The organism is Gordonia sp. NB41Y, from assembly GCF_030718915.1.
Taxonomy (GTDB): Bacteria; Actinomycetota; Actinomycetes; order Mycobacteriales; family Mycobacteriaceae; genus Gordonia; species Gordonia desulfuricans.
Window position 1 is genome coordinate 1,340,142 of the sequence record NZ_CP132196.1, and the last position, 21,120, is coordinate 1,361,261.

Annotated in this window: 17 protein-coding genes; 7 read left to right on the forward strand and 10 right to left on the reverse strand. The window is 67.7% G+C overall.

The window, feature by feature from the left end:
* Positions 1-31: 31 nt before the first annotated feature.
* From cysC to Q9K23_RS05735, 4 genes are all read right to left on the reverse strand, one after another.
* Entirely contained in the window at positions 32-1,948 is a 1,917-nt protein-coding gene (gene cysC / locus Q9K23_RS05720; RefSeq protein ID WP_053778428.1) for an adenylyl-sulfate kinase, read from the reverse strand.
* Complete coding sequence (cysD, locus tag Q9K23_RS05725) at positions 1,948-2,961, reverse strand: sulfate adenylyltransferase subunit CysD (RefSeq protein ID WP_020792367.1); 1,014 nt, start codon at positions 2,959-2,961, stop codon at positions 1,948-1,950. Before cysD ends, cysC begins: the two co-directional genes overlap by 1 nt.
* Positions 2,958-3,758 (reverse strand): Stf0 family sulfotransferase, encoded by an 801-nt coding sequence (locus Q9K23_RS05730; protein WP_020792363.1) that lies wholly within the window; start codon positions 3,756-3,758, stop codon positions 2,958-2,960. The genes cysD and Q9K23_RS05730 overlap by 4 nt, the downstream gene beginning before the upstream one ends.
* A gap of 97 nt (positions 3,759-3,855) precedes the next feature.
* The gene (locus Q9K23_RS05735) at positions 3,856-5,331 is read right to left on the reverse strand and encodes a sulfatase (protein ID WP_053778450.1); all 1,476 of its coding nucleotides are present in this window, start codon (positions 5,329-5,331) and stop codon (positions 3,856-3,858) included.
* A gap of 116 nt (positions 5,332-5,447) precedes the next feature.
* Here Q9K23_RS05735 and Q9K23_RS05740 point away from each other — a divergent pair, with 116 nt between their 5' ends.
* Positions 5,448-6,098, forward strand: coding sequence for a TetR family transcriptional regulator (locus Q9K23_RS05740; RefSeq protein ID WP_053778429.1), 651 nt, complete (start codon positions 5,448-5,450; stop codon positions 6,096-6,098).
* Between the two features lie 14 nt (positions 6,099-6,112).
* Here the strand turns inward: Q9K23_RS05740 and Q9K23_RS05745 are convergent, their stop codons facing one another.
* The 3 genes from Q9K23_RS05745 to mfd all read right to left on the reverse strand — a co-directional run bounded on the left by Q9K23_RS05745 (position 6,113) and on the right by mfd (position 12,743).
* Complete coding sequence (locus Q9K23_RS05745; protein WP_053778430.1) at positions 6,113-6,955, reverse strand: enoyl-CoA hydratase-related protein; 843 nt, start codon at positions 6,953-6,955, stop codon at positions 6,113-6,115.
* A gap of 1,238 nt (positions 6,956-8,193) precedes the next feature.
* Positions 8,194-9,093, reverse strand: coding sequence for a MazG family protein (locus tag Q9K23_RS05750; protein ID WP_020792379.1), 900 nt, complete (start codon positions 9,091-9,093; stop codon positions 8,194-8,196).
* Positions 9,094-9,161: 68 nt separating this feature from the next.
* Complete coding sequence (mfd, locus tag Q9K23_RS05755) at positions 9,162-12,743, reverse strand: transcription-repair coupling factor (RefSeq protein ID WP_053778431.1); 3,582 nt, start codon at positions 12,741-12,743, stop codon at positions 9,162-9,164.
* 124 nt (positions 12,744-12,867) lie between these two features.
* Between mfd and Q9K23_RS05760 the strand changes: the two genes are divergently transcribed.
* Positions 12,868-13,662 (forward strand): class III extradiol ring-cleavage dioxygenase, encoded by a 795-nt coding sequence (locus Q9K23_RS05760; protein ID WP_053778432.1) that lies wholly within the window; start codon positions 12,868-12,870, stop codon positions 13,660-13,662.
* Positions 13,663-13,677: 15 nt separating this feature from the next.
* Here the strand turns inward: Q9K23_RS05760 and Q9K23_RS05765 are convergent, their stop codons facing one another.
* Complete coding sequence (locus Q9K23_RS05765; protein WP_053778433.1) at positions 13,678-14,445, reverse strand: TetR/AcrR family transcriptional regulator; 768 nt, start codon at positions 14,443-14,445, stop codon at positions 13,678-13,680.
* A gap of 262 nt (positions 14,446-14,707) precedes the next feature.
* Between Q9K23_RS05765 and Q9K23_RS05770 the strand changes: the two genes are divergently transcribed.
* The 4 genes from Q9K23_RS05770 to Q9K23_RS05785 are packed head-to-tail and all read left to right on the forward strand — an operon-like array spanning position 14,708 to position 18,331.
* Positions 14,708-15,352 (forward strand): ABC transporter permease, encoded by a 645-nt coding sequence (locus Q9K23_RS05770; protein ID WP_020791387.1) that lies wholly within the window; start codon positions 14,708-14,710, stop codon positions 15,350-15,352.
* Positions 15,349-16,599 carry an ATP-binding cassette domain-containing protein gene (locus tag Q9K23_RS05775; protein ID WP_020791386.1) on the forward strand — a complete coding sequence of 417 codons (1,251 nt, stop codon included), beginning with the start codon at positions 15,349-15,351 and terminating at the stop codon, positions 16,597-16,599. Before Q9K23_RS05770 ends, Q9K23_RS05775 begins: the two co-directional genes overlap by 4 nt.
* The gene (locus Q9K23_RS05780) at positions 16,596-17,342 is read left to right on the forward strand and encodes an ABC transporter permease (RefSeq protein ID WP_020791391.1); all 747 of its coding nucleotides are present in this window, start codon (positions 16,596-16,598) and stop codon (positions 17,340-17,342) included. Before Q9K23_RS05775 ends, Q9K23_RS05780 begins: the two co-directional genes overlap by 4 nt.
* On the forward strand, positions 17,342-18,331 hold the full coding sequence (locus Q9K23_RS05785) for a glycine betaine ABC transporter substrate-binding protein (RefSeq protein ID WP_053778434.1): 990 nt from the start codon (positions 17,342-17,344) through the stop codon (positions 18,329-18,331). Before Q9K23_RS05780 ends, Q9K23_RS05785 begins: the two co-directional genes overlap by 1 nt.
* 17 nt (positions 18,332-18,348) lie before the next feature.
* Here Q9K23_RS05785 and Q9K23_RS05790 read toward each other — a convergent pair whose 3' ends face one another.
* Complete coding sequence (locus Q9K23_RS05790) at positions 18,349-19,035, reverse strand: TetR/AcrR family transcriptional regulator (RefSeq protein WP_152972882.1); 687 nt, start codon at positions 19,033-19,035, stop codon at positions 18,349-18,351.
* Between the two features lie 207 nt (positions 19,036-19,242).
* On the opposite strand from Q9K23_RS05790, the gene Q9K23_RS05795 reads away from it, so the two are divergent.
* Complete coding sequence (locus tag Q9K23_RS05795) at positions 19,243-20,439, forward strand: serine/threonine-protein kinase (RefSeq protein WP_053778435.1); 1,197 nt, start codon at positions 19,243-19,245, stop codon at positions 20,437-20,439.
* Here the strand turns inward: Q9K23_RS05795 and Q9K23_RS05800 are convergent.
* On the reverse strand, positions 20,426-21,031 hold the full coding sequence (locus Q9K23_RS05800; protein ID WP_020792556.1) for an FMN-binding negative transcriptional regulator: 606 nt from the start codon (positions 21,029-21,031) through the stop codon (positions 20,426-20,428). The genes Q9K23_RS05795 and Q9K23_RS05800 overlap by 14 nt on opposite strands.
* Positions 21,032-21,120: the final 89 nt, after the last annotated feature.

Genomic DNA, 21,120 nt, shown 5'->3' on the forward strand with positions numbered 1-21,120 from the left:
CCGCCGGGATCACGATCCGGATGGCAACAGCTCACCCCTCGATGATGCCCCGTCCGACCAGCAGAGCCAGCACCCGCTCGGCGAGTTCACCGATGTCGGCGCCGGTGGTGTCGAACCGCAGATCCGGGGAGACGGGCTTCTCGTAGGGTGCGTCGACGCCGGTCAGCCCCTTGAGCTCGCCGCGCCGTGCCCGCGCATAGAGCCCCTTGGGATCGCGGCGTTCGCACTCGGAGACCGGTGTGGAGACGTGGACCTCGATGAAGTCGAGATCGGCCGCCTCGTGCAGTTCGCGGGCGATCGCACGGTCGGAGTGCAACGGCGACACCATCGACGCGATGGCGATCACCCCGGCGTCGGCGAACAGCCGCGCCAGATGGCCCACGCGCCGGATGTTCTCGGCACGGTCACCCGGGGAGAAACCGAGATCGTCGGAGATGCCGTGGCGGATGTTGTCGCCGTCGACGAGATAGGCGACCCGGGTCCGGTTGACCAGTTCCCGTTCCAGTGCCACCGCCACGGTGGACTTGCCCGACGCGGGGAGTCCGGTGAGCCACACCGTCGCACCGCGTTGCCCGGTCTTGGCCCAGCGTTCGGTGCGGTTCAGCGAGCTCGGATGCCACTTGATGTCGTTGCGGGTGGCCTTGCCCGGGATCACCTCCCGCGGCTCGAGGATCGTCCCCGCGCCGACGGTGTCGTTGGAGGACTCGTCGATCAGGATGAACGCACCGGTGTCACGGTTCTCGGTGTAGCGGTCGGCCACCACGACCGACGACGTCCGCAGTGTGATGGTGCCGATGTCGTTGAGTCCCAACTCCGTCGGACCGACCACCTCGAGCAGCGACTCCGGGTCCAGGCGACGTTCCAGGGACTGCACGGTGGCCCGCACCGTGCGTGTCCCCTGCTTGAGTGCCACCCGGTCGCCCGCGTGCAGCGGCGCCTGCGCCAGCCAGCACACCGTCGCCGACAGCTCCCGCGCCGCCACCGGGAGGTGGGCGTCGTCGGCGCCGCTGATGATCACATCGCCGCGGCCGATGTCGATCTCGTCGGCCAGCTGCACCGAGATCGACAGCCCCGCGACCGCCACGTCCCGGGTGTCGTCGAGGGCGTCGAGGGCGGTCACCACGCTGCGCGACCCCGACGGCAGCACCTGCACCGGATCACCGACACGCACCGTGCCCGCCGCGACCCGACCGGTGTAGTTGCGTTTGCCGTCCGGTCCCGGCCGTGACACCCACTGCACCGGCAGACGCAGTTCGCGGGCCTGCGGCGAAGGTGCCTGCAGTTCCACCGATTCCAGGTACTCCAGCAGCGTCGGCCCGGTGTACCACGGGGTGTTGTCCGAGCGGTGCACCACGTTGTCGCCGTGCTTGGCGGCGACCGGGATGGCCAGGATCTCCCCGATGCCCAGCTGGACGGCCAGTTCGTTCAGCTCGGCCTGCAACTCGGCGAACCGATCGGCGGAGAAGTCCACCAGATCGATCTTGTTGACCGCCGCGATCACATGCGGCACCCCCACCAGGGTGGCGATCCGCGCGTGCCGACGGGTCTGGCGCTGCAGTCCTTTTCGCGCATCCACCAGCAGCACCGCGACATGGGCGTTCGAGGCACCGGTGAAGGTGTTGCGGGTGTAGCGCTCGTGGCCCGGGGTGTCGGCGAGGACGTAGTTGCGGGTGTCGCTGGCGAAGAAGCGGTAGGCGACGTCGATGGTGATGCCCTGCTCACGCTCGGCCCGCAGGCCGTCGGAGAGCGCGGCGAGGTCCACGTCGCCGTCGTCGGAGGTCACCCCGGCCAGGTGGTCGGTCGGAAGGCTCCCGGTGTCGTGGAGCAGACGACCGATCAGGGTGGACTTCCCGTCGTCGACGCTGCCCGCCGTCGCCAGCCGCAGGATCTGACGACGCGGTGCCGCATCGCGTTCCGGTGCCGTGGGTGCGGTGGTTGCCTGCGTCATCAGAAGTAGCCCTCTCGCTTGCGATCTTCCATCGCGGCCGACGACGTCCGGTCGTCGGCGCGGGTCTCGCCTCGTTCACTGACCGTCGCCACACTGATCTCGGCGATGATCTCGTCGAGACTCGCCGCCTGTGACCGGACCGCACCGGTGATGGTGAGGTCGCCGACGGTGCGGTACCGCACCCACTCGGTGGACACCTCCGACGGCGAGTCCGGTTGCGAGAACTCCGAGACCGCCAGCAGGATCCCGTCGCGGTCGAACACCTCGCGCTGTGCCGCGAAGTAGATCGACGGGAGCTCGAGATCCTCCAGTTCGATGTAGCGCCAGATGTCGAGTTCGGTCCAATTGCTCAAGGGGAACACGCGAACCGACTCGCCGCGGCGGATCCGCCCGTTGTACAGCGACCACGGCTCGGGGCGCTGCGCGCGCGGATCCCACTGGCCGAACTCGTCGCGGAAGCTGAACACCCGTTCCTTGGCGCGGGCACGGTCCTCGTCGCGGCGGGCGCCACCGAAGGCCGCATCGAATCCGCCCGCCTCCAAGGCGTCCAGCAGGACCGGTGTCTGCAACCGATTTCGTGACCCGGACGGGTCGGCCGACTCGGCGATCCGGCCGGCCGCGATGGCGTCGGGTACCGACGCGACGATCAGCTTGATGCCGGCCGGGTTGTCGGCGGTCGGGGCGACGCGGCGATCACGGAACTCGATGACCTCGTCGAAGTTGTGTCCGGTGTCGACGTGCAGGATCGGGAAGGGCAGCGGATTGGGCCGGAATGCCTTCTCCGCCAGGCGGAGCAGGACGATGGAGTCCTTTCCGCCGGAGAACAGCAGCACCGGCCGCTCGAGTTCGGCGGCCACCTCACGGATGATGTGCACCGACTCGGCTTCCAGCACACGCAGTGCCGCAACATGATCGACGTCGGCACCGGCCTCGGTACCGGTATCGGTATCGGTATCGAGCGGGTCGGGGGTGGTGATCGGATCGGCTGGGGTGTCGGTGAGTTCGGTGGTCATTGGGGGTATCCGTTCCTTTCCGCATCGCGGCGATAGCGCTGCGCCCATTCTTTGGAGCGGGCATTGGACTGCGGTTTCAGCGGCGGTGGCGGCGCGAGCGCCGGATCGAGCCCGAGGGCGGTCAGCACCCGGGCGGTGGTGCCCTGCGGATCCTTGACGAGTTGTCCGAACTCGACGTCGAAGGGTTCGATCCCCTCGTCGGAAAACCAACGCCGCCATTGCCGTTCCTGTTCGAGGAGGATTCCCGCGAGGTGCGCGATCCCCTCCGCGTTGTACTCGGCACGGGCATCACGGTCGGCGTCGACATGCGGACCGTGACCGTCACGCCACACACGTGTCTGCACCGCCCGCCACATCGACACCGCCTGGGACACCACGTCTTCCCGGTAGACGTGGACGAACAGCGGATCGGTTCCGAGGAGCTGGCGGATCGCGGTCCGTAGGGAACCGGTACCGGTACGGGTGCGCGCGACGAGCAGAGGCGTCTGGTTCCACATCAGTTTGCCGCCCCACACACCGTTCGGGGTCCGGCCGGCGGCGAGGACGTCCGCACGCCACCTCACGAAGTCGCGGGTGTCCACCTCGCCCGGTTCGACGTCGTCGAGCAGGCTCAGGATCGTGGGATCGTCGACGTCGGCGAACCATTCCCGTGGTTGCGGGGCCTGCGACGACGAGCTGAAGTACTGGAAGAACTCCTCCGGGGCCCCCGCCACCCCGGTCGCCGAGAGGGACTCGACGAGCAGCGTGCTCCCGCTGCGCTGGCTCGCGCAGACGAGATAGTTCTCACTGGTTGACATCGGCACAGTGTAGCCAGCCCGAAACCACCTGCAACCTGGCGTTTTATGGTCAGCAGGCGGTCAAATATTGACATCGTGAACTGAACGTGCAGACCAGTCAGCGGCGTGGGGACGCCGCCACCGAGGTACTCACCGATACACCGTCACCGGTGGCGATGTCGCCGTCGAGCTCGCGCCGCGCACCGAGCGGACGACGGGATGGAAGAGCTTCTTCATCCGGTTGTGCCTCTTGCGATTTCGCATGGAAGATCGCCATGAATCGCTCGGCGACAGCGGTCCCTTCGTCCTCGGTGGGCAGACTGTCGGCGGTGCGGTGCCGCCACTGTGCGAGGCGATCGGCGAGGTCGGCCCGCACGGCGGCGTATGCCGGGTCGTCGGCGAGGTTGTTTCGCTCACGAGGATCAGAAGTCAGATCGTAGAGCTCGACGTGCGAACGCTCGCGGGTTGTGCTCGACGCGGCGATCGACCGGGCCGACAGGCTGTCGGCGATGTCGAGTGGCAGCAGCAGTTCCGGCCGGTGCGCATAGTTCTCGATGTAGCTGTGGGTCTTGGTCCGGATGGCGCGGATCGGATCGTAGGCGTCGTGATAGTTCTTCTCGGTGAAGACCTCGTCGCGCACCGGTGACTCCGATTGCGGCACAGCGATTTCGGTTGCGTGGGAGTCGCCGTCGACGTCATCGGGTGTGGCGACACCCAGCCAGTCGAGGATCGTCGGGGTGAGGTCGACGCCGGAGAACAGGTCGTCGTAGACACGCGGCCCGATACCCCGGGCGGTGGGCGGCCGGATGATCAGTGCCACTCCGGTCCCCTCGGCGTAGAGCGTCGACTTGGCGCGGGGGAAGGCGAGGCCGTGGTCGGTGACGAAGACGATCCAGGTGCTCTCCGCCAGCCCGAGCGCCTCGACGGTGGCGAGGAGGCGGCCGACTGCGGCGTCGGCCTTGGTGATGCTGCCGTGCAGGCCGGCGAGGTCGTCACGGACGTCGGCGGTGTCGGGCAGGAACTCCGGGACGTCGAAGGTGGTGGGGTCGGCAGGATCGTATTCGTCGGCCGGGTAGGGCCGATGGGTCTCGAAGAACCCCGCGGTCAGCAGGAACGGCCGGTCCGATCCGGCGTCGACGTACCGACGGAGCCACGCCTGGGATTCGGCCACCACGTGGTCGCACCGGGAGTCGGAGACGTCGATCGTATCGAACCCGATGCTGGTGGGGTCGGTGCTCTCGTGCTGCATGCCGAACAGCACCGAGCGGTATCCCGCGTCCGACAGGATCGCGGGCAGGGTGCGGGTACCGGGGCGGTAGGCGAAGCCGTGATGGGCCAGCCCGACTAGCCCGTTGTGGTGCGGATACTGCCCGGTGAACAGCGATCCGCGGGCCGGGGAACACAGCGGGGCGGTCGCGTGGGCGTCGGCGAAGCGGATACCGGAGGCGGCGAGCGCGTCCAGATTCGGGCTCTGGACCCCGGTTGCGCCGTAACAGGCCAGATGACGTCCGAGATCGTGCCAGTGCACGAGGATCACGTTCTCCCGCGTCGGAGTCAGGGCACCCGCGGTCTCGTCGGTCGGGAAGGCAGCCATCATCCCATGATGCACTTTCTCGTTTTCCCATGTCGGCCGGGGTGTGTCCGGTTCTGTGCCCGCACGGCAGGAATCTATCCTGGACAGACACACGTCGCCGGAAGGAAGGTGCATCGATGGCGCGCCCGTCCAAACCACTGATCAGCCGTTCGGCGGCGGTCGAGGCGTCGATCGACATCATCGACTCCGAAGGGCTCGAGGCGTTCAGCCTGCCCCGCCTGGCCAAGCATCTCGGGGTCCGTGCGCCGTCGTTGTATCACCACTTCGCCGACAAGAACGAGATCCTCACCGAGGTCGCCCGCCATATCGGGGGCACCGCGGTGCGCAGTCCGCGGCGCCGGCCCGGCCCCGACTGGCCGGAGTTCTTCGTCACCCTCGCGGTGAACTTCCGACAGTCCATCCTGCGGCATCGCAATGCCGCCCCCGTGTTGTTGGAACACCTTCCCCGCGAACTGTTCTCGTCGACCTACGAGGAGACGTCACGGTTCCTCACCGAATCCGGCGTGCCGAGCCGGTTGCACGTGCAGATCCTCGACGGGATGGAGAAGATCGCACTCGGCGCGGCGCTGATCGAGGCGACGCGTCCGGCGAGTTCACGGTCGACGATCTTCCCGAACGTCACCGAGGACTCCCAGCCCGAGCTCGCCGCGGCACTGGCCGCCAACGAACTGACACAGAAGCAACTGTTCGAGGCGATGGTCCGCAGCTTCCTGCACGGGATCATCGCCGACAACGACCTCGACGCCGCACCGTCGATGGCCGTCTGACCGATCGTCGGCGATCAGCCGAAGATCTCGGGCAGCCCGTCGGACACCCGGCCGGTGAACGACGGCGCCCGCTTCTCCAGGAATGCCTCCACACCCTCGGTGACGTCGGCGGACGACCCGCGCTCGAAGATCGCGACGGATTCGGCGTGGTGCGCCGTCTGCGGATCCGGTGCACCGAGCATCCGCCACATCATCGCGCGGGTCAGGGCGACCGATACCGGTGATGTCCCGGCGGTCATCTCGCGGGCGATCGCGATCGCCCGGTCACGAACTGCGCTCGCCGGAAGCACTTCTCGGACGAGACCGGCCGAGAGCGCCTCGGACGCCGTGACCATCCGCGCGCCGATGGTCCATTCCACCGCGGTCGCGATCCCGACGACCCGCGGCAGGAACCACGACGAACATGCTTCGGGAACCAATCCCCGCCGGGTGAACACGAATCCGAACTTGGCTGTGTCGGAGGCGATCCGCACATCTGCGGGCAGGGTCATCGTGACCCCCACGCCCGCTGCCGGACCGTTGATCGCCATGATCACCGGTTTGGTCGACCGGAAGATGCGCAGGGCGAGCCGGCCGCCGCTGTCGGGCGGGACCGCACCGGTGTCGGCGTCGGCGGTCGCGGCGAAGGTGTCGCCACCCGATTCGAGGTCGGCCCCGGCGCAGAAGGCCCGACCAGTCCCGGTCACGACCACAGCCCGGATGGTGTCGTCGGCGTCACAGACGTCGAACAGCCCGATCAGCGTGTCGATCATCTCGAGGGTGCAGGCGTTCAGCCGATCAGGACGGTTGAGTCGCAGTACGGCGATCTCGGCATCGCGTTCGAGCACGACCACCGGTTCCGTGTGTGGTTCGGTCATCACAGATCCAGGACGAGTTCCACCTCTCACATCTGTGACATCGACCGGCCACCCCTGTGAACCGGATCACACATGAGAGTAGTAACCGAAAGTCGTTAGGTCAACACCTGACACTTTTCGTCCGTTGTCTCATGGATGCACGCCCCGGCCGGCCCGCAAGGCGGGCACACCCAAGGTGGTCGCCACCCGAGGCCACCTACCGAGATTTCGACACGGGTCCTCGCGATGCTCGGTCCCGGCTCAATCATCAACCCGCCGTTGATGGTTGAGCCGACGAGGAGCGAAGCGACGAGACGAGTCGAAACCTCAGACAGCCGAGTTGCTGACGCAACCACCACCGACCCGGTCACCACCCGAGCCAACCAACAGAGATTTCGACACGGGTCCTCGCGATGCTCGGTCCCGGCTCAATCAGCAAAGAACGACCAGCTCAAACACCATGCCCCACACGATGGTTGAGCCGACGAGGAGCGCAGCGACAAGACGAGTCGAAACCTCAGACAGCCGAGTCGCCAACGCAACCACCACCCACCTGGTCACCACCCGAGGCAACCAACAGAGATTTCGACACGGGTCCTCGCTACGCTCGGTCCCGGCTCAATCAACGTGGAACGCCCGGCTCAAACACCATGCCCCACACGATGGTTGAGCCGACGAGGAGCGAAGCGACGAGACGTGTCGAAACCTCAGACGGCCGAGTCGCCAACGCGACCACCACCGACCTGGTCACCACCCGAGGCATCCAACAGAGATTTCGACATGGGTCCTCGCTACGCTCGGTCCCGGCTCAATCAGCGTAGAACACCCGGCTCAATCAGCGTGCCCCACACGATGGTTGAGCCGACGAGGAGCGAAGCGACGAGACGAGTCGAAACCTCAGACAGCCGAACTCCCCAACCCGACCACCTCCGACCTGGTCGCCACCCGAGGCAACCAACAGAGATTTCGACACGGGTCCTCGCTACGCTCGGTCCCGGCTCAATCAGCGAACAACACCCGGCTCAATCAGCCTGCCCCACGGGATGGTTGAGCCGGCGAGGAGCGCAGCGACGAGACGAGTCGAAACCTCAGACAGCCGAACTCGGAACCGGACCACCTCAGAGGTGGTCACCACCCGAGCCAACCTGCAGAGATTTCGACACGGGTCCTCGCTACGCTCGGTCCCGGCTCAATCATCAACAGGCATCACCAGCTCAATAGCCAACGCCCAGTTGATGGTTGAGCTGAACTCGGGACGGCTACTGCTGGCGGTCGAGGACGGCGAGCCAGGCGTCGGGGCCGTCGAGGGTGATGCCGTCGATCCGCGCCTGCTCCTCGACCGCCCGGACCTGATCCATCAGGTCCAGGGTGCGTTCACGCGCCTGCGCCTCGACACTGTCGTCACCGGCCACCACGGTCACGGTCAGCACCGCCGGGTCGATCCGCTCCACCGGGTAGCCGGCCGCGGTCAGGCGCTCGAGCACCTTCTGCGTCAACGCGAGGGCCGGCGCCGTGGTGGCGATCCCGTCGAGGACCGAACCGCGCTGCTTCTCGGCGGCCTTGCGTTCCTCCCACTCCCGGATCTGGGTCTCCAGATCGGAATGCTCCCCCGACAGCACGCCCGGGGTACGACCGGACACCTTCTGGGTGAAGCTGCGCGCCACCGCGTCGATGTCGAACGGCGCCGCAGGATCGTCGGCGGCGATACGCGCATGGAAGAGCACCTGCAGCAACAGATCCCCCAACTCTTCGCGCAGGTCGGCCTGATCTCCGCCGTCGATCGCGTCGAGCAGCTCGTAGACCTCCTCGAGTAGATACCGACGGAGCGAGGCGTGGGTCTGGGTGCTCTCCCACGGTCCGTTGCGGCGCAGGGTGTCCATCAACGCGACCGCCTCCAACAGATCGCTACCGGCCGGCACCGCCGACGCGATCACCTCGTCGCCGTGTGCGATCCGGGCCTGCACCAACGGGTGCGCGGCGTCGGTGGACACCAGCGTCCCTGCGGTGTCGGTCTCGACGAACACCGGCTCGAAATGATCGAGCTGCCACAGGATCGACGTCGGGACGTCCTCGGTGACGAACACCGCACCCGCCAGGTGGGTGCGGGCCCGCACCGGGATCATGTCCGGTCGATGCGGGTCGAGCAGGACCACCGTCATCGGAATGCCTTTCGCCGTGGTGCTGGTCGGTTCGGAAGAACCTCTGCGGTAAACGTTAGTGCGTCAGCTCAGTCATCCAGTGGTTTGAGCGTCTTGAGGAATGTCACCAGATAGTCGATCAGCTCCTCGTCGCGCAGCCGCGCCGACCCGACACCCCCGGTACGCGGGATCGGCAACGTGACCAGCTCGGTGGTCGCCCGGTACGTCGCCGCCGAGTACAGCCGCTTGAGCCGGACCTGCTCACTGTCGAGCAGATAGAGCGGCGAGATCTTCACGTTGGTGCCGACCGCACCCAACTCGGCGATCCCGCGCTCACGACACCGCAACCGCAGCCGGGCGATCGCCGCCAACCGGGTGGTCTCCACCGGCGGCTCACCGTAGCGGTCGAGCAGCTCGGCCATCGCCGCGTCGACATCGGCATCGGAGCCGGCCGCGGCGAGCTTGCGGTAGGCCTCCAGACGGAGCCGGTCGGAATCGACGTACTCCACCGGGATGTGGGCGTCGACGGGCAGATCGATGCGGACCTCGGTGGTCTCCTCGGTGGTCACCGGCTTGCCGTCGGCGGCCGCACGATAGGCCTCGACCGCCTCGCCGACCAGGCGGACATACAGGTCGAAGCCCACACCGGCCACGTGCCCGGATTGTTCTGCACCCAACACATTTCCGGCACCGCGCAGCTCGAGATCCTTGAGCGCCACCGCCATTCCCGCGCCCAGCTCGTTGTTCTGGGCGATGGTGGCCAGCCGGTCGTATGCCGTCTCGGTGAGCGGCTTCTCCGGACTGTAGAGCAGATAGGCGTAGCCCCGCTCGCGGCTGCGTCCGACGCGGCCACGCAGCTGATGCAGCTGCGACAGACCGAGGTTCTCGGCGCGGTCGACGATCAGCGTGTTGGCGTTGGAGATGTCCAGGCCGGTCTCGATGATGGTGGTGCACACGAGCACGTCGAAGTCGCGGTTCCAGAACCCCGACACCGTCTTCTCGAGTTGATCCTCGTTCATCTGGCCGTGGGCCACCACGACTCTCGCCTCGGGCACCATGTCGGCGATCTGCTTGGCGGTCTTGTCGATGGTCGACACCCGGTTGTGCACGTAGAACACCTGCCCGTCCCGCAGCAACTCGCGGCGGATCGCGGCGGCCACCTGCTTGGGTGCATAGGCACCGACATAGGTGAGCACGGGGTGCCGTTCCTCCGGCGGGGTGAGGATGGTCGACATCTCGCGGATGCCGGCCATCGACATCTCCAGGGTGCGCGGGATCGGCGTCGCCGACATGGTCAGCACGTCGACGTGGGTACGCAGGGACTTGATGTGTTCCTTGTGCTCGACGCCGAATCGCTGTTCCTCGTCGACGATCACCAGCCCGAGGTCCTTCCAGATGACACCGGTCTGCAGCAGACGATGGGTGCCGATCACGATGTCGGCCTCACCGGAGGCCATCTCGGCGATGATCTCCTTGGACTCCTTGGCGTCGGTGAACCGGGACAACCCCCGCACCCGTACCGGGAAACCGCTCATCCGCTCGGCGAAGGTCTGCAGATGTTGTTGCGCCAGAATGGTGGTCGGGACGAGTACCGCGACCTGTTTGCCGTCCTGGACCGCCTTGAACGCCGCGCGCACCGCGATCTCGGTCTTGCCGTAGCCGACGTCGCCGACGATCACACGGTCCATCGGGACCGCCTTCTCCATATCGGCCTTGACCTCACCGATCACCGTCATCTGGTCGACCGTCTCGGTGAAGTCGAACGCATCCTCCATCTCGTGCTGCCACGGCGTGTCCGGGCTGAAGGCATAGCCGGGGGCGGCGTGCCGCGCCGCATAGAGCTGGACGAGTTCACCGGCGATCTCGCGAACCGCCTTGCGCGCCTTGCGTTTGGTGTTCTGCCAGTCCGAACCGCCGAGCTTCGACAACGACGGCTGCTCACCGCCGACATACCTCGACAGCTGGTCGAGGGCATCCATCGGCACATACAGCCGGTCACCGGGCTGCCCCCGCTTGCCCGCGGCGTACTCGAGCACGAGATATTCACGGCGCGCGCCGGATACGGTGCGTTCGATCATCTCGACGAACTTGCCGATGCCGTGCTGGTCGTGCACCACCAGATCGCCGGCACTCAGGGCGAGCGGATCGACCTGGTTGCGCCGTTTGGCCGGGAGCTTGCGACCGTCACGGACGGTGGCGACCCGCGATCCGGTCAGATCGGCCTCGGTGACGACGACCAGCCCGGCCGACGCCGCGATGATGCCGTGCCGCAGGGTTCCGCCGTAGACGGTGACCTCCCCCGGCGCCGGACGCGCACCCGGCTCGGCGACGGTGTGCGGGACCTCGGCGTCGGCGAGACGCTCGGCGATTCGCTGTGCGGTTCCCTTGCCCGCCACCACGATTGCGGCGGGCTTACCGGTGGCGACGTGTGCTCGCAGCGTCGTGAACGTCGCGGCGATCTCGTCTTCTTTGCCGTGCGGGGCCGGGCCCGGCTGGAGGTCGAGCTCGAGTTCCTCACCGAACCCGGTGGACAGCGGGCTGATCGTCCACCACGGCCGTCCGGCCTCGACGGTCGCGGCGAGTACGTCGTCGAGTGGCCGATAGGCACTGGCCTGCAGGTTGATGCCGGTACCGCCCTCGGCGCCGCGCCCGTCGATCGGGGCGGTGGCCCCCATCGCCGCGGCATTCCACGACGCCTCGAGGAACTCCGCGCCGGTCGCGGCGAGATCGGCCGCCCGGGTGCGGACCTTCTCCGGGTCGAGGACCAGGACACGCGTGCCGTCCGGGACCACCTCGGTGAGCAGCTGCATGCGTCCCTCGACGAGCGCCGGGATCAGCGCCTCCATGCCCTCCACCGGGATGCCTTCGGACAGTTTGGTGAGCATCTCGGCCAGTGAGGCGTCGCCCGCGTTCTCCGCGGCGAGGTCGGCGGCACGGCGCCGCACCCGGTCGGTCAGGACCAGTTCACGGCAGGGGTGGATCTGCACCACCGATGCGTCGACCTCGGGCTGACTGCGCTGATCGGCCACCGAGAAGGCCCGCATCTCGCTGATCTCGTCGCCCCAGAACTCCACCCGCACCGGATGGTCGGCGGTGGTCGGGAAGACGTCGAGGATGCCGCCGCGGACCGCGAACTCGCCGCGGCGACCCACCATGTCGACGCGCTCGTAGGCCATCTCGACGAGATCCTCGAGGAGTTTCTCGAAGTCGAGCTCGATGCCCTCGCGCAGGATGATGGTCCGGACCTCCCCCAACCCCGGGGCCATCGGCTGCACCAGCGAACGCACGGTGGTGACGATGACCCGCAGCGGATGGTCGCCGGGCACGGCGAGGCGATGCAGCACGGCCAGTCGCTGACCGACGGTGTCGGCGCTGGGTGACAGCCGTTCGTGCGGCAGGGTCTCCCAGGACGGGAACTGCGTCACCGACGCCGGGTCGTCGAGCAGTTCGCGCAGTTCGGCGGTGAGATCGTCGGCCTCACGGCCGTTCGCCGAGACCACCAGCAGCGGCGCCGGCGTGGCCTGTGCGAGCGCGGTGACCACGAAGGGCCGGGCGGCGTCGGGGGCGGTGATGTCGAGGCGATCGGTGTCGCGCCGGTCGGCCAACGCCGCCAGAGACGAATCCGAGCAGGTGACCGCGGCTAGCCCGGAGAGGGCGGGTGAGGACGACACTCTTACAGATTCTAAGCCGTGACCTCTGGTCGACACCGGCGGCATCCGGACGCCGGGGCCCGCCGTCGCCCACCCGGGCGAACATCGCGGAAACAAAACGGACCGGAGTACTGTTTTGTACGATATGACCATGTCGGAAGCACCGTCACGCACCCCAGCCCTGTTCCTCAGCCACGGGGCCCCACCACTCGTCGACAGCAAGCGGTGGGTCGGCCAGCTCACCGAGCTGTCCGGCGAACTGCCCCGCCCCACCGCGATCCTGGTGGTCTCGGCGCACTGGGAGGCCGCGCCGCTGACCATCGGCTCCACCGACCCGCACACCCCGCTGACCTACGACTTCTGGGGCTTTCCCGAGCGCTACTACCGGACCACCTACTGGTCGCCCGGCGCACCGGAGCTGGCCGCACGCGTCGCGGCGATGATGCCCGACGGCGAACCGATCGCCCACGACCAGCGACGACGCCTCGACCACGGCGCCTACGTACCGCTCACCGTGATGTACCCCGACGCCGAGATCCCGGTCCTGCAGATCTCGCTTCCCACCCTCGACCCCGAACGGCTGATCTCCCTCGGGCGGCGGCTGGCCCCGCTGCGCGACGAGGGCGTGCTGATCATCGGCTCCGGATTCACCACGCACGGTCTGCCCTACCTCACCGACCCGCGCCCGGAGGCCACCCCGCCGACCTGGTCCGCGGAGTTCGACGCCTGGACCCACGAGCGTTTCACCGCCGGCGACGTCGAATCGCTCATCGACTTCCGCCGGCGCGCCCCGGGAATGCCCTATGCACACCCGACGATCGAACACTTCGCGCCGCTGTTCGTCGCCCTCGGTGCCAGCGACGACCCCGAGCAGCATCCCGACCAGGTGATCGACGGCTTCTGGATGGGACTGGCCAAACGCAGCATCGTGCTGAACTGACCGGTCCGGCGCCCGCTAGTCCGCGGCGGGTGCCGCCTCGTCGGTGACCGGCGCCTCGTCGGTGACCGGTACCTCATCGGGTCCGGGCGGGCCGTCGGCGGTGGTCCGCGCGGTCTGCTCGGAGTAGTCCGGGCCCACCAGGTGCGGATGCGGATCGAGCCGCGTCAGCCCGTTCCAGCACAGGTTCACCAGGTGGGCGGCCACCACTTCCTTCGACGGTTCGCGGACATCGAGCCACCACTGCGCGGTCACCGAGACCATGCCGACCAGCGCCTGCGCATAGAGCGGAGCGAGCTTCGGATCGAATCCACGCCGCTCGAAATCACCGGCCAGGATGTGCTCCACCTGGCTGACCGCATCGTTGAGCAGACTCGAATAGGTGGTGGCATCGCTACTGGCCGTACTGTCGCCGCGCACGAGAATCCGGAACCCGTCGGTGCGTTCCTCGACATACGTCAGCAGGGCGAGGGCCACCTGCTGGATGCGGTAGAGGGAGCGGTTGCGGGTCAGTGACGACGTGACCATCTCCAGGAGGGTCTCCATCTCGCGGTCGACGACCACCGCGTACAGCCCTTCCTTGCCGCCGAAATGCTCGTAGACGATCGGCTTGGAGACCCCGGCACGCTGGGCGATCTCCTCGATCGACGTCGCCTCGAAGCCCCGCTCGGCGAACAGCCCCCGGGCGACCTCGATCAGCTGGAGCCGACGCTGTGCGCCGGTCATCCGCGAGCGGGGGGCGCGCTGCACCGCGCCGCTCTTGTCGGGGGGTCGACTCACTGCCATGGATCCACCTTATCGAGCGGTGACGACACCGGCCGACACGTCGTATCCCGTCCGATTCCGATCGCGACGAGCCGAAGTGACCAGACTGTGACCTCATCGATATGTTCCCAGGTAGTCACAGCGGGATCACGGACGAACCCGCCGCGGTGGTCGACCGATCCCACCGAATGGGACGGATTCACCAATTGTCCCGTCTACGGTCAGTTGAGGACCCGCCCAGATGTGGCGGGCAGTCACCGGCGCCCATGGAAGGGGTTTCGATGTGCATCTCTGGGACTACATCAGCAACCACGCGAGCAATCTGACCTTCCTCACCTATCAGCATGCGTCGCTGGCGCTTCAGACCGTTCTGATCGGAACGCTCATCGCGATCGTCGTCGCCGTGGCCGTCTATCGACTCCCGCTGGGGTCTGCCCTGACCCTGACGACCAGCCGTGTGGCGCTGACGATTCCGTCGCTCGCCCTCCTCGCACTGCTGATCGTTCCCTTCGGCCTCGGGGTCGTACCGTCGTTCATCATGCTGGCGTTCTTCGCGACGATGCCGGTGGTCGGCAACGCCATCGTCGGCCTGCGCTCGGTACCGCCGGCCGTGGTGGAGTCCGCGCGCGGAATCGGGTTTCCGCGCTGGCGGATTCTGCTCACCGTGGAACTGCCCATCGCATGGCCGGTGATCCTCACCGGGATCCGCGTCTCCACCCAGATGATCGTCGGTGTGGCGGCGATCGTCGCCTACGTGCTCGGCCCGGGGCTCGGATCGTTGATCTTCAGCGGACTTTCGCGCCTCGGCGGCGCCAACGCACTGGAAATGGCCTTGACCGGAACGATTCTCATCGTGATCGTCGCACTCGTCTTTGACGCGTTGCTCGTTCTGCTCGGTCGGCTCACCATCTCGAGGGGACTGACATGACACCACCGGACACGGTCACCGGAGCGTCCATCACGCTCGAAGGCGTCGTGAAACGCTATCGCGGACAAGCCAAACCGGCAGTCGAGAAGCTCGACCTCGAGATCGAGGCCGGCCACATCGTGGCCTTCGTCGGACCGTCGGGATGTGGTAAGACCACGACGCTGAAGATGATCAACCGCCTGATCGAGCCCACCGAGGGACGCATCTTCATCGGCGGGCGCGATGTCACCCGCGAGAACCCCGACAAACTGCGCCAGTCCATCGGATACGTGATCCAGTCCGGCGGGCTGTTCCCGCACTGGGACGTCGCCAAGAACATCGGCGCCATCCCCCGCGTGCTCGGCTGGGACCGCAAACGCATCACCGAACGCACCGAGTACCTGCTCGATCTCGTGGGCCTCGACGTCGCCGATTTCGCCCACCGGCTGCCCAAGGACATGTCCGGTGGCCAGCAGCAGCGCGTCGGTGTGGCCCGTGCGCTGGCCGCCGATCCCCCGGTCCTGCTGATGGACGAACCGTTCGGCGCGGTCGACCCGATCACCCGGGTCCGATTGCAGGACAGTCTGATCGGAATCCAGAAGGAACTCGGCAAGACCATCGTGATCGTCACCCACGACTTCGAGGAGGCCACCAAACTCGGTGACGAGGTGCTGATCCTGTCCGAGGGTGGCCACATCGAGCAGTACGCGACACCGGAGGAGATCCTCGCCAGCCCGGCCACCCCGTTCGTCGAGGAATTCGTCGGATCCGGTGCCACCCTGGCCCACCTCACCCTCGCCCGTGTCCGCGACGTCACCCTCGACTCGGTGGTCACCGCCCGCGTCGGCGAGTCCTCCGAGGCGGCGGTCGGTCGTGCCCGTGCCGCCGGACAACGGTGGCTGGTCTCCGTCGACGTCCACGGACGTCCGCTCGCCTGGCCGTCACTCGACGAGGTGGCCACCAAACCCCAGGTCAGCGCATATGTCGACCACCGCCTGCCGGTGGTGGCGTCGTCGTCGACGCTCAACGACGCCCTCGACAGCATGCTCGCCGCCAGCCAGGGCGGCACGCTGGTCACCGATTCGCGTGGGGCGGTGATCGGTTCGCTCGCGATCGGGTCGGTCATGGAGATCATCCAGGGCCGCATCGCCGAGGTCCGCGACGACGACCACTCCACCTACACCGAACACACCGAAGGCAGCGAACAGACAGCTGACGGCAGACCGACCGGGGACAGCGAACCGACCGAGAGCGGCGCCTCGTCATGACCGCCCTGTCCGCCCGGTTCCGGCGTCTGCCGATGGACGTGTGGTTCGAACCACTGCTCATCGTCGTCGTGGGCGCGGGCTATCTGATCTGGTATCTGAACACCACCTTCACCGAGACCGAGAGCGCCGCCCTGACCTGGTCGAGCCTGCAGACGACCATCCTCGACCACATCAAGCTCACCGCGGTGGCGACCGTGATCGTGGTGGTCATCGCGATCCCGCTCGGGATCGTGCTGACCCGCCCGTGGGCCAGGCTGCTCAACCCGATCGCGATCAACCTCGCCAACGTCGGGCAGGCCGCGCCCGCCGTCGGTCTGCTGGTGCTGTTCACGTTCTGGCTCGGCACCGGTTTCCGCACCGCGGTCATCGGACTGGTGGTCTATGCGGTGCTGCCGATCCTGCAGAACACCATCGTCGGCCTCCGGCAGGTCGACCAGCGCACCGTCGAGGCCTCCCGCGGGATCGGGATGTCGGCGGTACGCACCCTGGTCCTGGTGGAACTGCCCCTGGCGGTACCGGTGATCCTCAACGGCGTGCGCACCGCGCTGGTGATCCTGGTCGGCACCGCCACCCTGAGCACGTTCATCGGCGCGACCAGCCTGGGCACCCTGATCACCACCGGGGTGACCCTGTTCCTGCCGAAGCTCCTCATCTCCGGCGCCATTCTGGTGGGCCTGTTGGCGCTCATCGTCGACTGGCTCGGCCGGCTCGTCGAGCTGGCCGCGACCCCACGGGGGATCTGATGCCCATCGCACGGCTCCGCAACACGACACTCGGGCTCGCGGTGGCGATCCTCGGCGTCCTCACCATCGCCGGGTGTGGTCTCGTCAGTTCGTCGGGCACCTTCCACAAGGCGTCACTGCCGGACGGGAAGACACCGCTGGCCGGTGCCCAGATCACCGTCACGTCCAAGAACTTCACCGAGAGCATCCTGCTCGGCAAGATCGCCGCCACCTATCTCGCGGCGGCGGGTGCCGATGTCAGCGACCTCACCAATGCGCCCGGATCGGCGTCGAGCCGGCAGGCGATGCTCAACGGGAGTGCCGATCTCGCCTGGGAGTACACCGGCACGGCGTGGGTGACCTACCTGCACGAGACCGACGTGATCGCCGACCCCACCGAACTGTGGCAGAAGGTCCACGACGTCGAACTCGCCGAGAACCACCTGGTGTGGCTGCCGCCGGCGAACTTCAACGACACCTATGCGTTCGCGATGTCCTCGGCCACCGCGCAACGCCTCGGGATCACCCGGATGTCGCAGATCGCCCAGCTGCCGGTGTCCGAACGCACCTTCTGCGTCAACGAGGAGTTCTTCTCCCGTCCCGACGGCTTCCTGCCGATGCTCAATACCTACGACATGCCCTACAACACCCCCGACGGTGTGCCGTCGGGCAATGTGACCCAGATGGACTCGGGTGTGGTCTACACCTCCACCGCGAAGAGCTCACCGTGCAACTTCGGGATGGTCTACACCACCGACGGGCGGATCAAGAACCTCGATCTGACGGTCCTCGAGGACGACGAGCACTTCTTCCTGCCCTACAGCGGAACCGTCGTGGTCCGCGAGGACGTCCTCGACGCCCACCCGGAGATCGCGCCGTTGATGGCCACCGTGTCCGAACGCCTCACCGACGACCTGCTGCAGGAACTCAACGGCCGCGTCGACATCGACGGCCAGGACCCATCCGACGTGGCCTACGACTGGCTCGTCAGTGAGGGACTGATCACCTGACCGCCCGGCACGTGCGGTCAGTCCTTGGTCGAGAAAGCCCGCCGCACCGCTTCCAGGGTGTCGCGGTGCGCGATGTTCATCTGGTCCTCGGTGAGCGCGGCCACGGTCAGCTCCGCGCGCACCGGCTCGGTCCGGATGCTGTCGAGCAGCAGTTCCCGGTAGCGACGCCAGGTGCCGGGTACCGCCGACTCGGTGACCTCGGCGACCGCGGTGAGCATGGCCACGATCGCGAACATGTCGCTGGCCGCCAGATCCGGGCGCAGCACACCGGCGGCCACCGCCCTGTCGAACACCGCCCACGCCTGCTCACCGAGGTCGGTCTTGAGTGCGGCGATCTCGGGCTGCTCGTGATCGGAGCGGGTGATCACCGCCCGCAGCCCGCGGTCGGCGGCCATCGATCCGACGACACCGTCCACCATCTCCACCACACCCGACCACGGGTCGGGGTTGTCGCGCGCTGCGCGGGCATGGTCGACGACCTCGTGCAGATGCTCGACGAGCACGCCCGCGATCAGCTCGTCACGGTTGGCGAAGCGCCGGTACACCGTGCCCACCCCGACACCGGCATGCTCGGCGACGTCGTCGAGTGAGACGTCGAGTCCGCGGTCGGCGAACAGTTCCCGCGCGGCGGCGATGATGCGCCGCCGGTTGCGTTCGGCGTCGACGCGCAGCGGACGCCGGTTCTGCTCTGATCCGCTCCCCATCGTCACAGGCTAGACGCTCGACATACCCGGTCCGAGGGCGGTGCCGGGTCCGATCTGTCGGATACCACGGTCCCCGGCGCGACCACACCGTCCGAACAGTCGACACATCCATCCACCGACTGCGAGTCCGGCTGCCCCGACGTCCGATGAGCGGGTAGCGTACCCGCAAAGAACCGGCGCCCAGGTGGCAGGAGGACACACCGCACGATGCATGACCCTGCCGATCGGAGTGGCTCCACGCTGGGTGACTACACCCTCGAGCGGCTCCTGGGTCGCGGCGCGATGGGCGAGGTCTATCAGGCCCGCGACGAGCGCCGCGGACGCACCGTGGCGTTGAAGCTGCTGGCGCCGCAGTACGCCGGGGACAGTGTCTTCCGCGAACGGTTCCTCCGCGAGTCCCGGATGGCCGCACAGCTCAACGACCCGCACATCATCCCGATCCACGACTGGGGTGAGATCACCGGACATCTCTTCCTCGACATGCGCATCGTGTCCGACGGTGCCGATCTGCGGGGTCTGCTGGCAGGTGGGCCGCTGCCCGCCGATCAGGTCGTGTCGATCGTCGAACAGGTCGCCCACGCCCTCGATGCGGCGCACGCGGCCGGACTGGTCCACCGCGACGTCAAACCCGACAACGTCCTGATCGACGGCGGCGACTTCGCCTACCTCACCGACTTCGGGCTCGCCCAGACCACCACCGATCCGCGACTCACCGACACCGGTGCGGCGGTCGGGTCGTTCGCCTACATGGCGCCGGAACGATTCGCTGCGGGCAACATCGCCACCCCCGCCGCCGACATCTACGCCCTCACCTGCGTCCTCGTCGAATGCCTGACCGCTGCACCGCCTTTCGGCGCTGGAGATCTCCAGATACTGGTGGCCGCCCACCTGAACCAGCCACCACCGGTACTCGGCAGCCCCTTCGATCCGGTGATCGCGCGCGGGATGGCGAAGAATCCGGTCGACCGGTTCGCCACGGCCGGCGAGATGGCCCGCGCCGCACGAGATGCCCTCGAGGGACGTCTGGTGATGCTGCCTCCGCCACACGCACAGGTCCCGCATGCGGCCGCCCCGATGCCCTCGGCCCCACCGGTCCCGCCCACCCCGCAGGGGCTGCCGGGCGCGAATCCCGGCCTGCCGCCGATCATCCCGATCCCGCCGGTGGCACCGCAGATCACCGGTGCCGGTCCGGTCCCGTTCGGGCAACCGGCCCCGATGGCCGGACCGTCTGCCACATCGGGACCCCCTGCGATGTCGGGACCACCTGCGATGTCGGGACCCCCGGGACCACCTGGGCCCTACCGCCCCGACGACTCCGGCGTCCGGGTCGCGGTGATCGTCGGCGCGTCACTGTTCGTCCTGCTGATCGTGCTGGTGGTGGCGATCGCGATCATCGTCTCCTGACGTCCCCGCGCATCCGTTCCATCCAGGCGGCCAGTTCGGGATCGTCCATGCCCGAGACGATGGCGCGGAAGTCGTGGTCGTTCTCGTCCTGCCCGAGTTTGAACGTCGAATGGACCGCGTCGACGTGCGCGCGGAACGCGGTGATGTAGCGCCGCAACAGGTCATAGCGCTCCCCCATCTCCGACGGCTCCCACGGCTCACGGTGGTCGGCCTCGACGGCGGTCGCGAGCGTGCTCAGTGCGTCGTCGAGCTCGTCGGGAACCATCTCGATCCGCGCCCGCACCCGGATCACCGCGTAGTTCCAGGTGGGCCCCCACGTCGGATCGCCGACCAGGCGCGGCGAGATGTAGCCCTGCGGCCCCTGGAACAGGATGGTGACGGTGGGGTCGTCGGCGAGTACCGCGAGCATGGGGTTGCGGCGGGACAGATGCCCGAACAGTGCATCGAGTTCGGTGCCCGCCATCTCCGGCAGCAGCGGCAGCGGCGTGGCGGTGAACGGGTCCGCGGTCGGGATGACCCAGGCGAGCGGATAGGCGCGGATCAACGCCTCGACGTCGCCGGGATGGTGCGGCGGATACTGCGGGTAACCCATGGGTTCAGTATCACCGTGGGCTCGGAGGAGGGCTCCGGCCGGTGTCCCCCGGGCCGACGACACCGACGCCGCATTCCCTGGAGATGATC

Coding starts and splice junctions, on each gene's coding strand:
- Q9K23_RS05785 (WP_053778434.1), top strand. CDS start 17,342: ATGCCCATCGCACGGCTCCGCAACACGACACTCGGGCTCGCGGTGGCG.
- Q9K23_RS05735 (WP_053778450.1), bottom strand. CDS start 5,331: ATGGCTGCCTTCCCGACCGACGAGACCGCGGGTGCCCTGACTCCGACG.
- cysD (WP_020792367.1), bottom strand. CDS start 2,961: ATGACCACCGAACTCACCGACACCCCAGCCGATCCGATCACCACCCCC.
- Q9K23_RS05750 (WP_020792379.1), bottom strand. CDS start 9,093: ATGACGGTGGTCCTGCTCGACCCGCATCGACCGGACATGATCCCGGTG.
- Q9K23_RS05760 (WP_053778432.1), top strand. CDS start 12,868: ATGACCATGTCGGAAGCACCGTCACGCACCCCAGCCCTGTTCCTCAGC.
- Q9K23_RS05740 (WP_053778429.1), top strand. CDS start 5,448: ATGGCGCGCCCGTCCAAACCACTGATCAGCCGTTCGGCGGCGGTCGAG.
- Q9K23_RS05765 (WP_053778433.1), bottom strand. CDS start 14,445: ATGGCAGTGAGTCGACCCCCCGACAAGAGCGGCGCGGTGCAGCGCGCC.
- Q9K23_RS05795 (WP_053778435.1), top strand. CDS start 19,243: ATGCATGACCCTGCCGATCGGAGTGGCTCCACGCTGGGTGACTACACC.
- cysC (WP_053778428.1), bottom strand. CDS start 1,948: ATGACGCAGGCAACCACCGCACCCACGGCACCGGAACGCGATGCGGCA.
- Q9K23_RS05800 (WP_020792556.1), bottom strand. CDS start 21,031: ATGGGTTACCCGCAGTATCCGCCGCACCATCCCGGCGACGTCGAGGCG.
- Q9K23_RS05775 (WP_020791386.1), top strand. CDS start 15,349: ATGACACCACCGGACACGGTCACCGGAGCGTCCATCACGCTCGAAGGC.
- Q9K23_RS05790 (WP_152972882.1), bottom strand. CDS start 19,035: ATGGGGAGCGGATCAGAGCAGAACCGGCGTCCGCTGCGCGTCGACGCC.
- Q9K23_RS05730 (WP_020792363.1), bottom strand. CDS start 3,758: ATGTCAACCAGTGAGAACTATCTCGTCTGCGCGAGCCAGCGCAGCGGG.
- Q9K23_RS05780 (WP_020791391.1), top strand. CDS start 16,596: ATGACCGCCCTGTCCGCCCGGTTCCGGCGTCTGCCGATGGACGTGTGG.
- Q9K23_RS05745 (WP_053778430.1), bottom strand. CDS start 6,955: ATGACCGAACCACACACGGAACCGGTGGTCGTGCTCGAACGCGATGCC.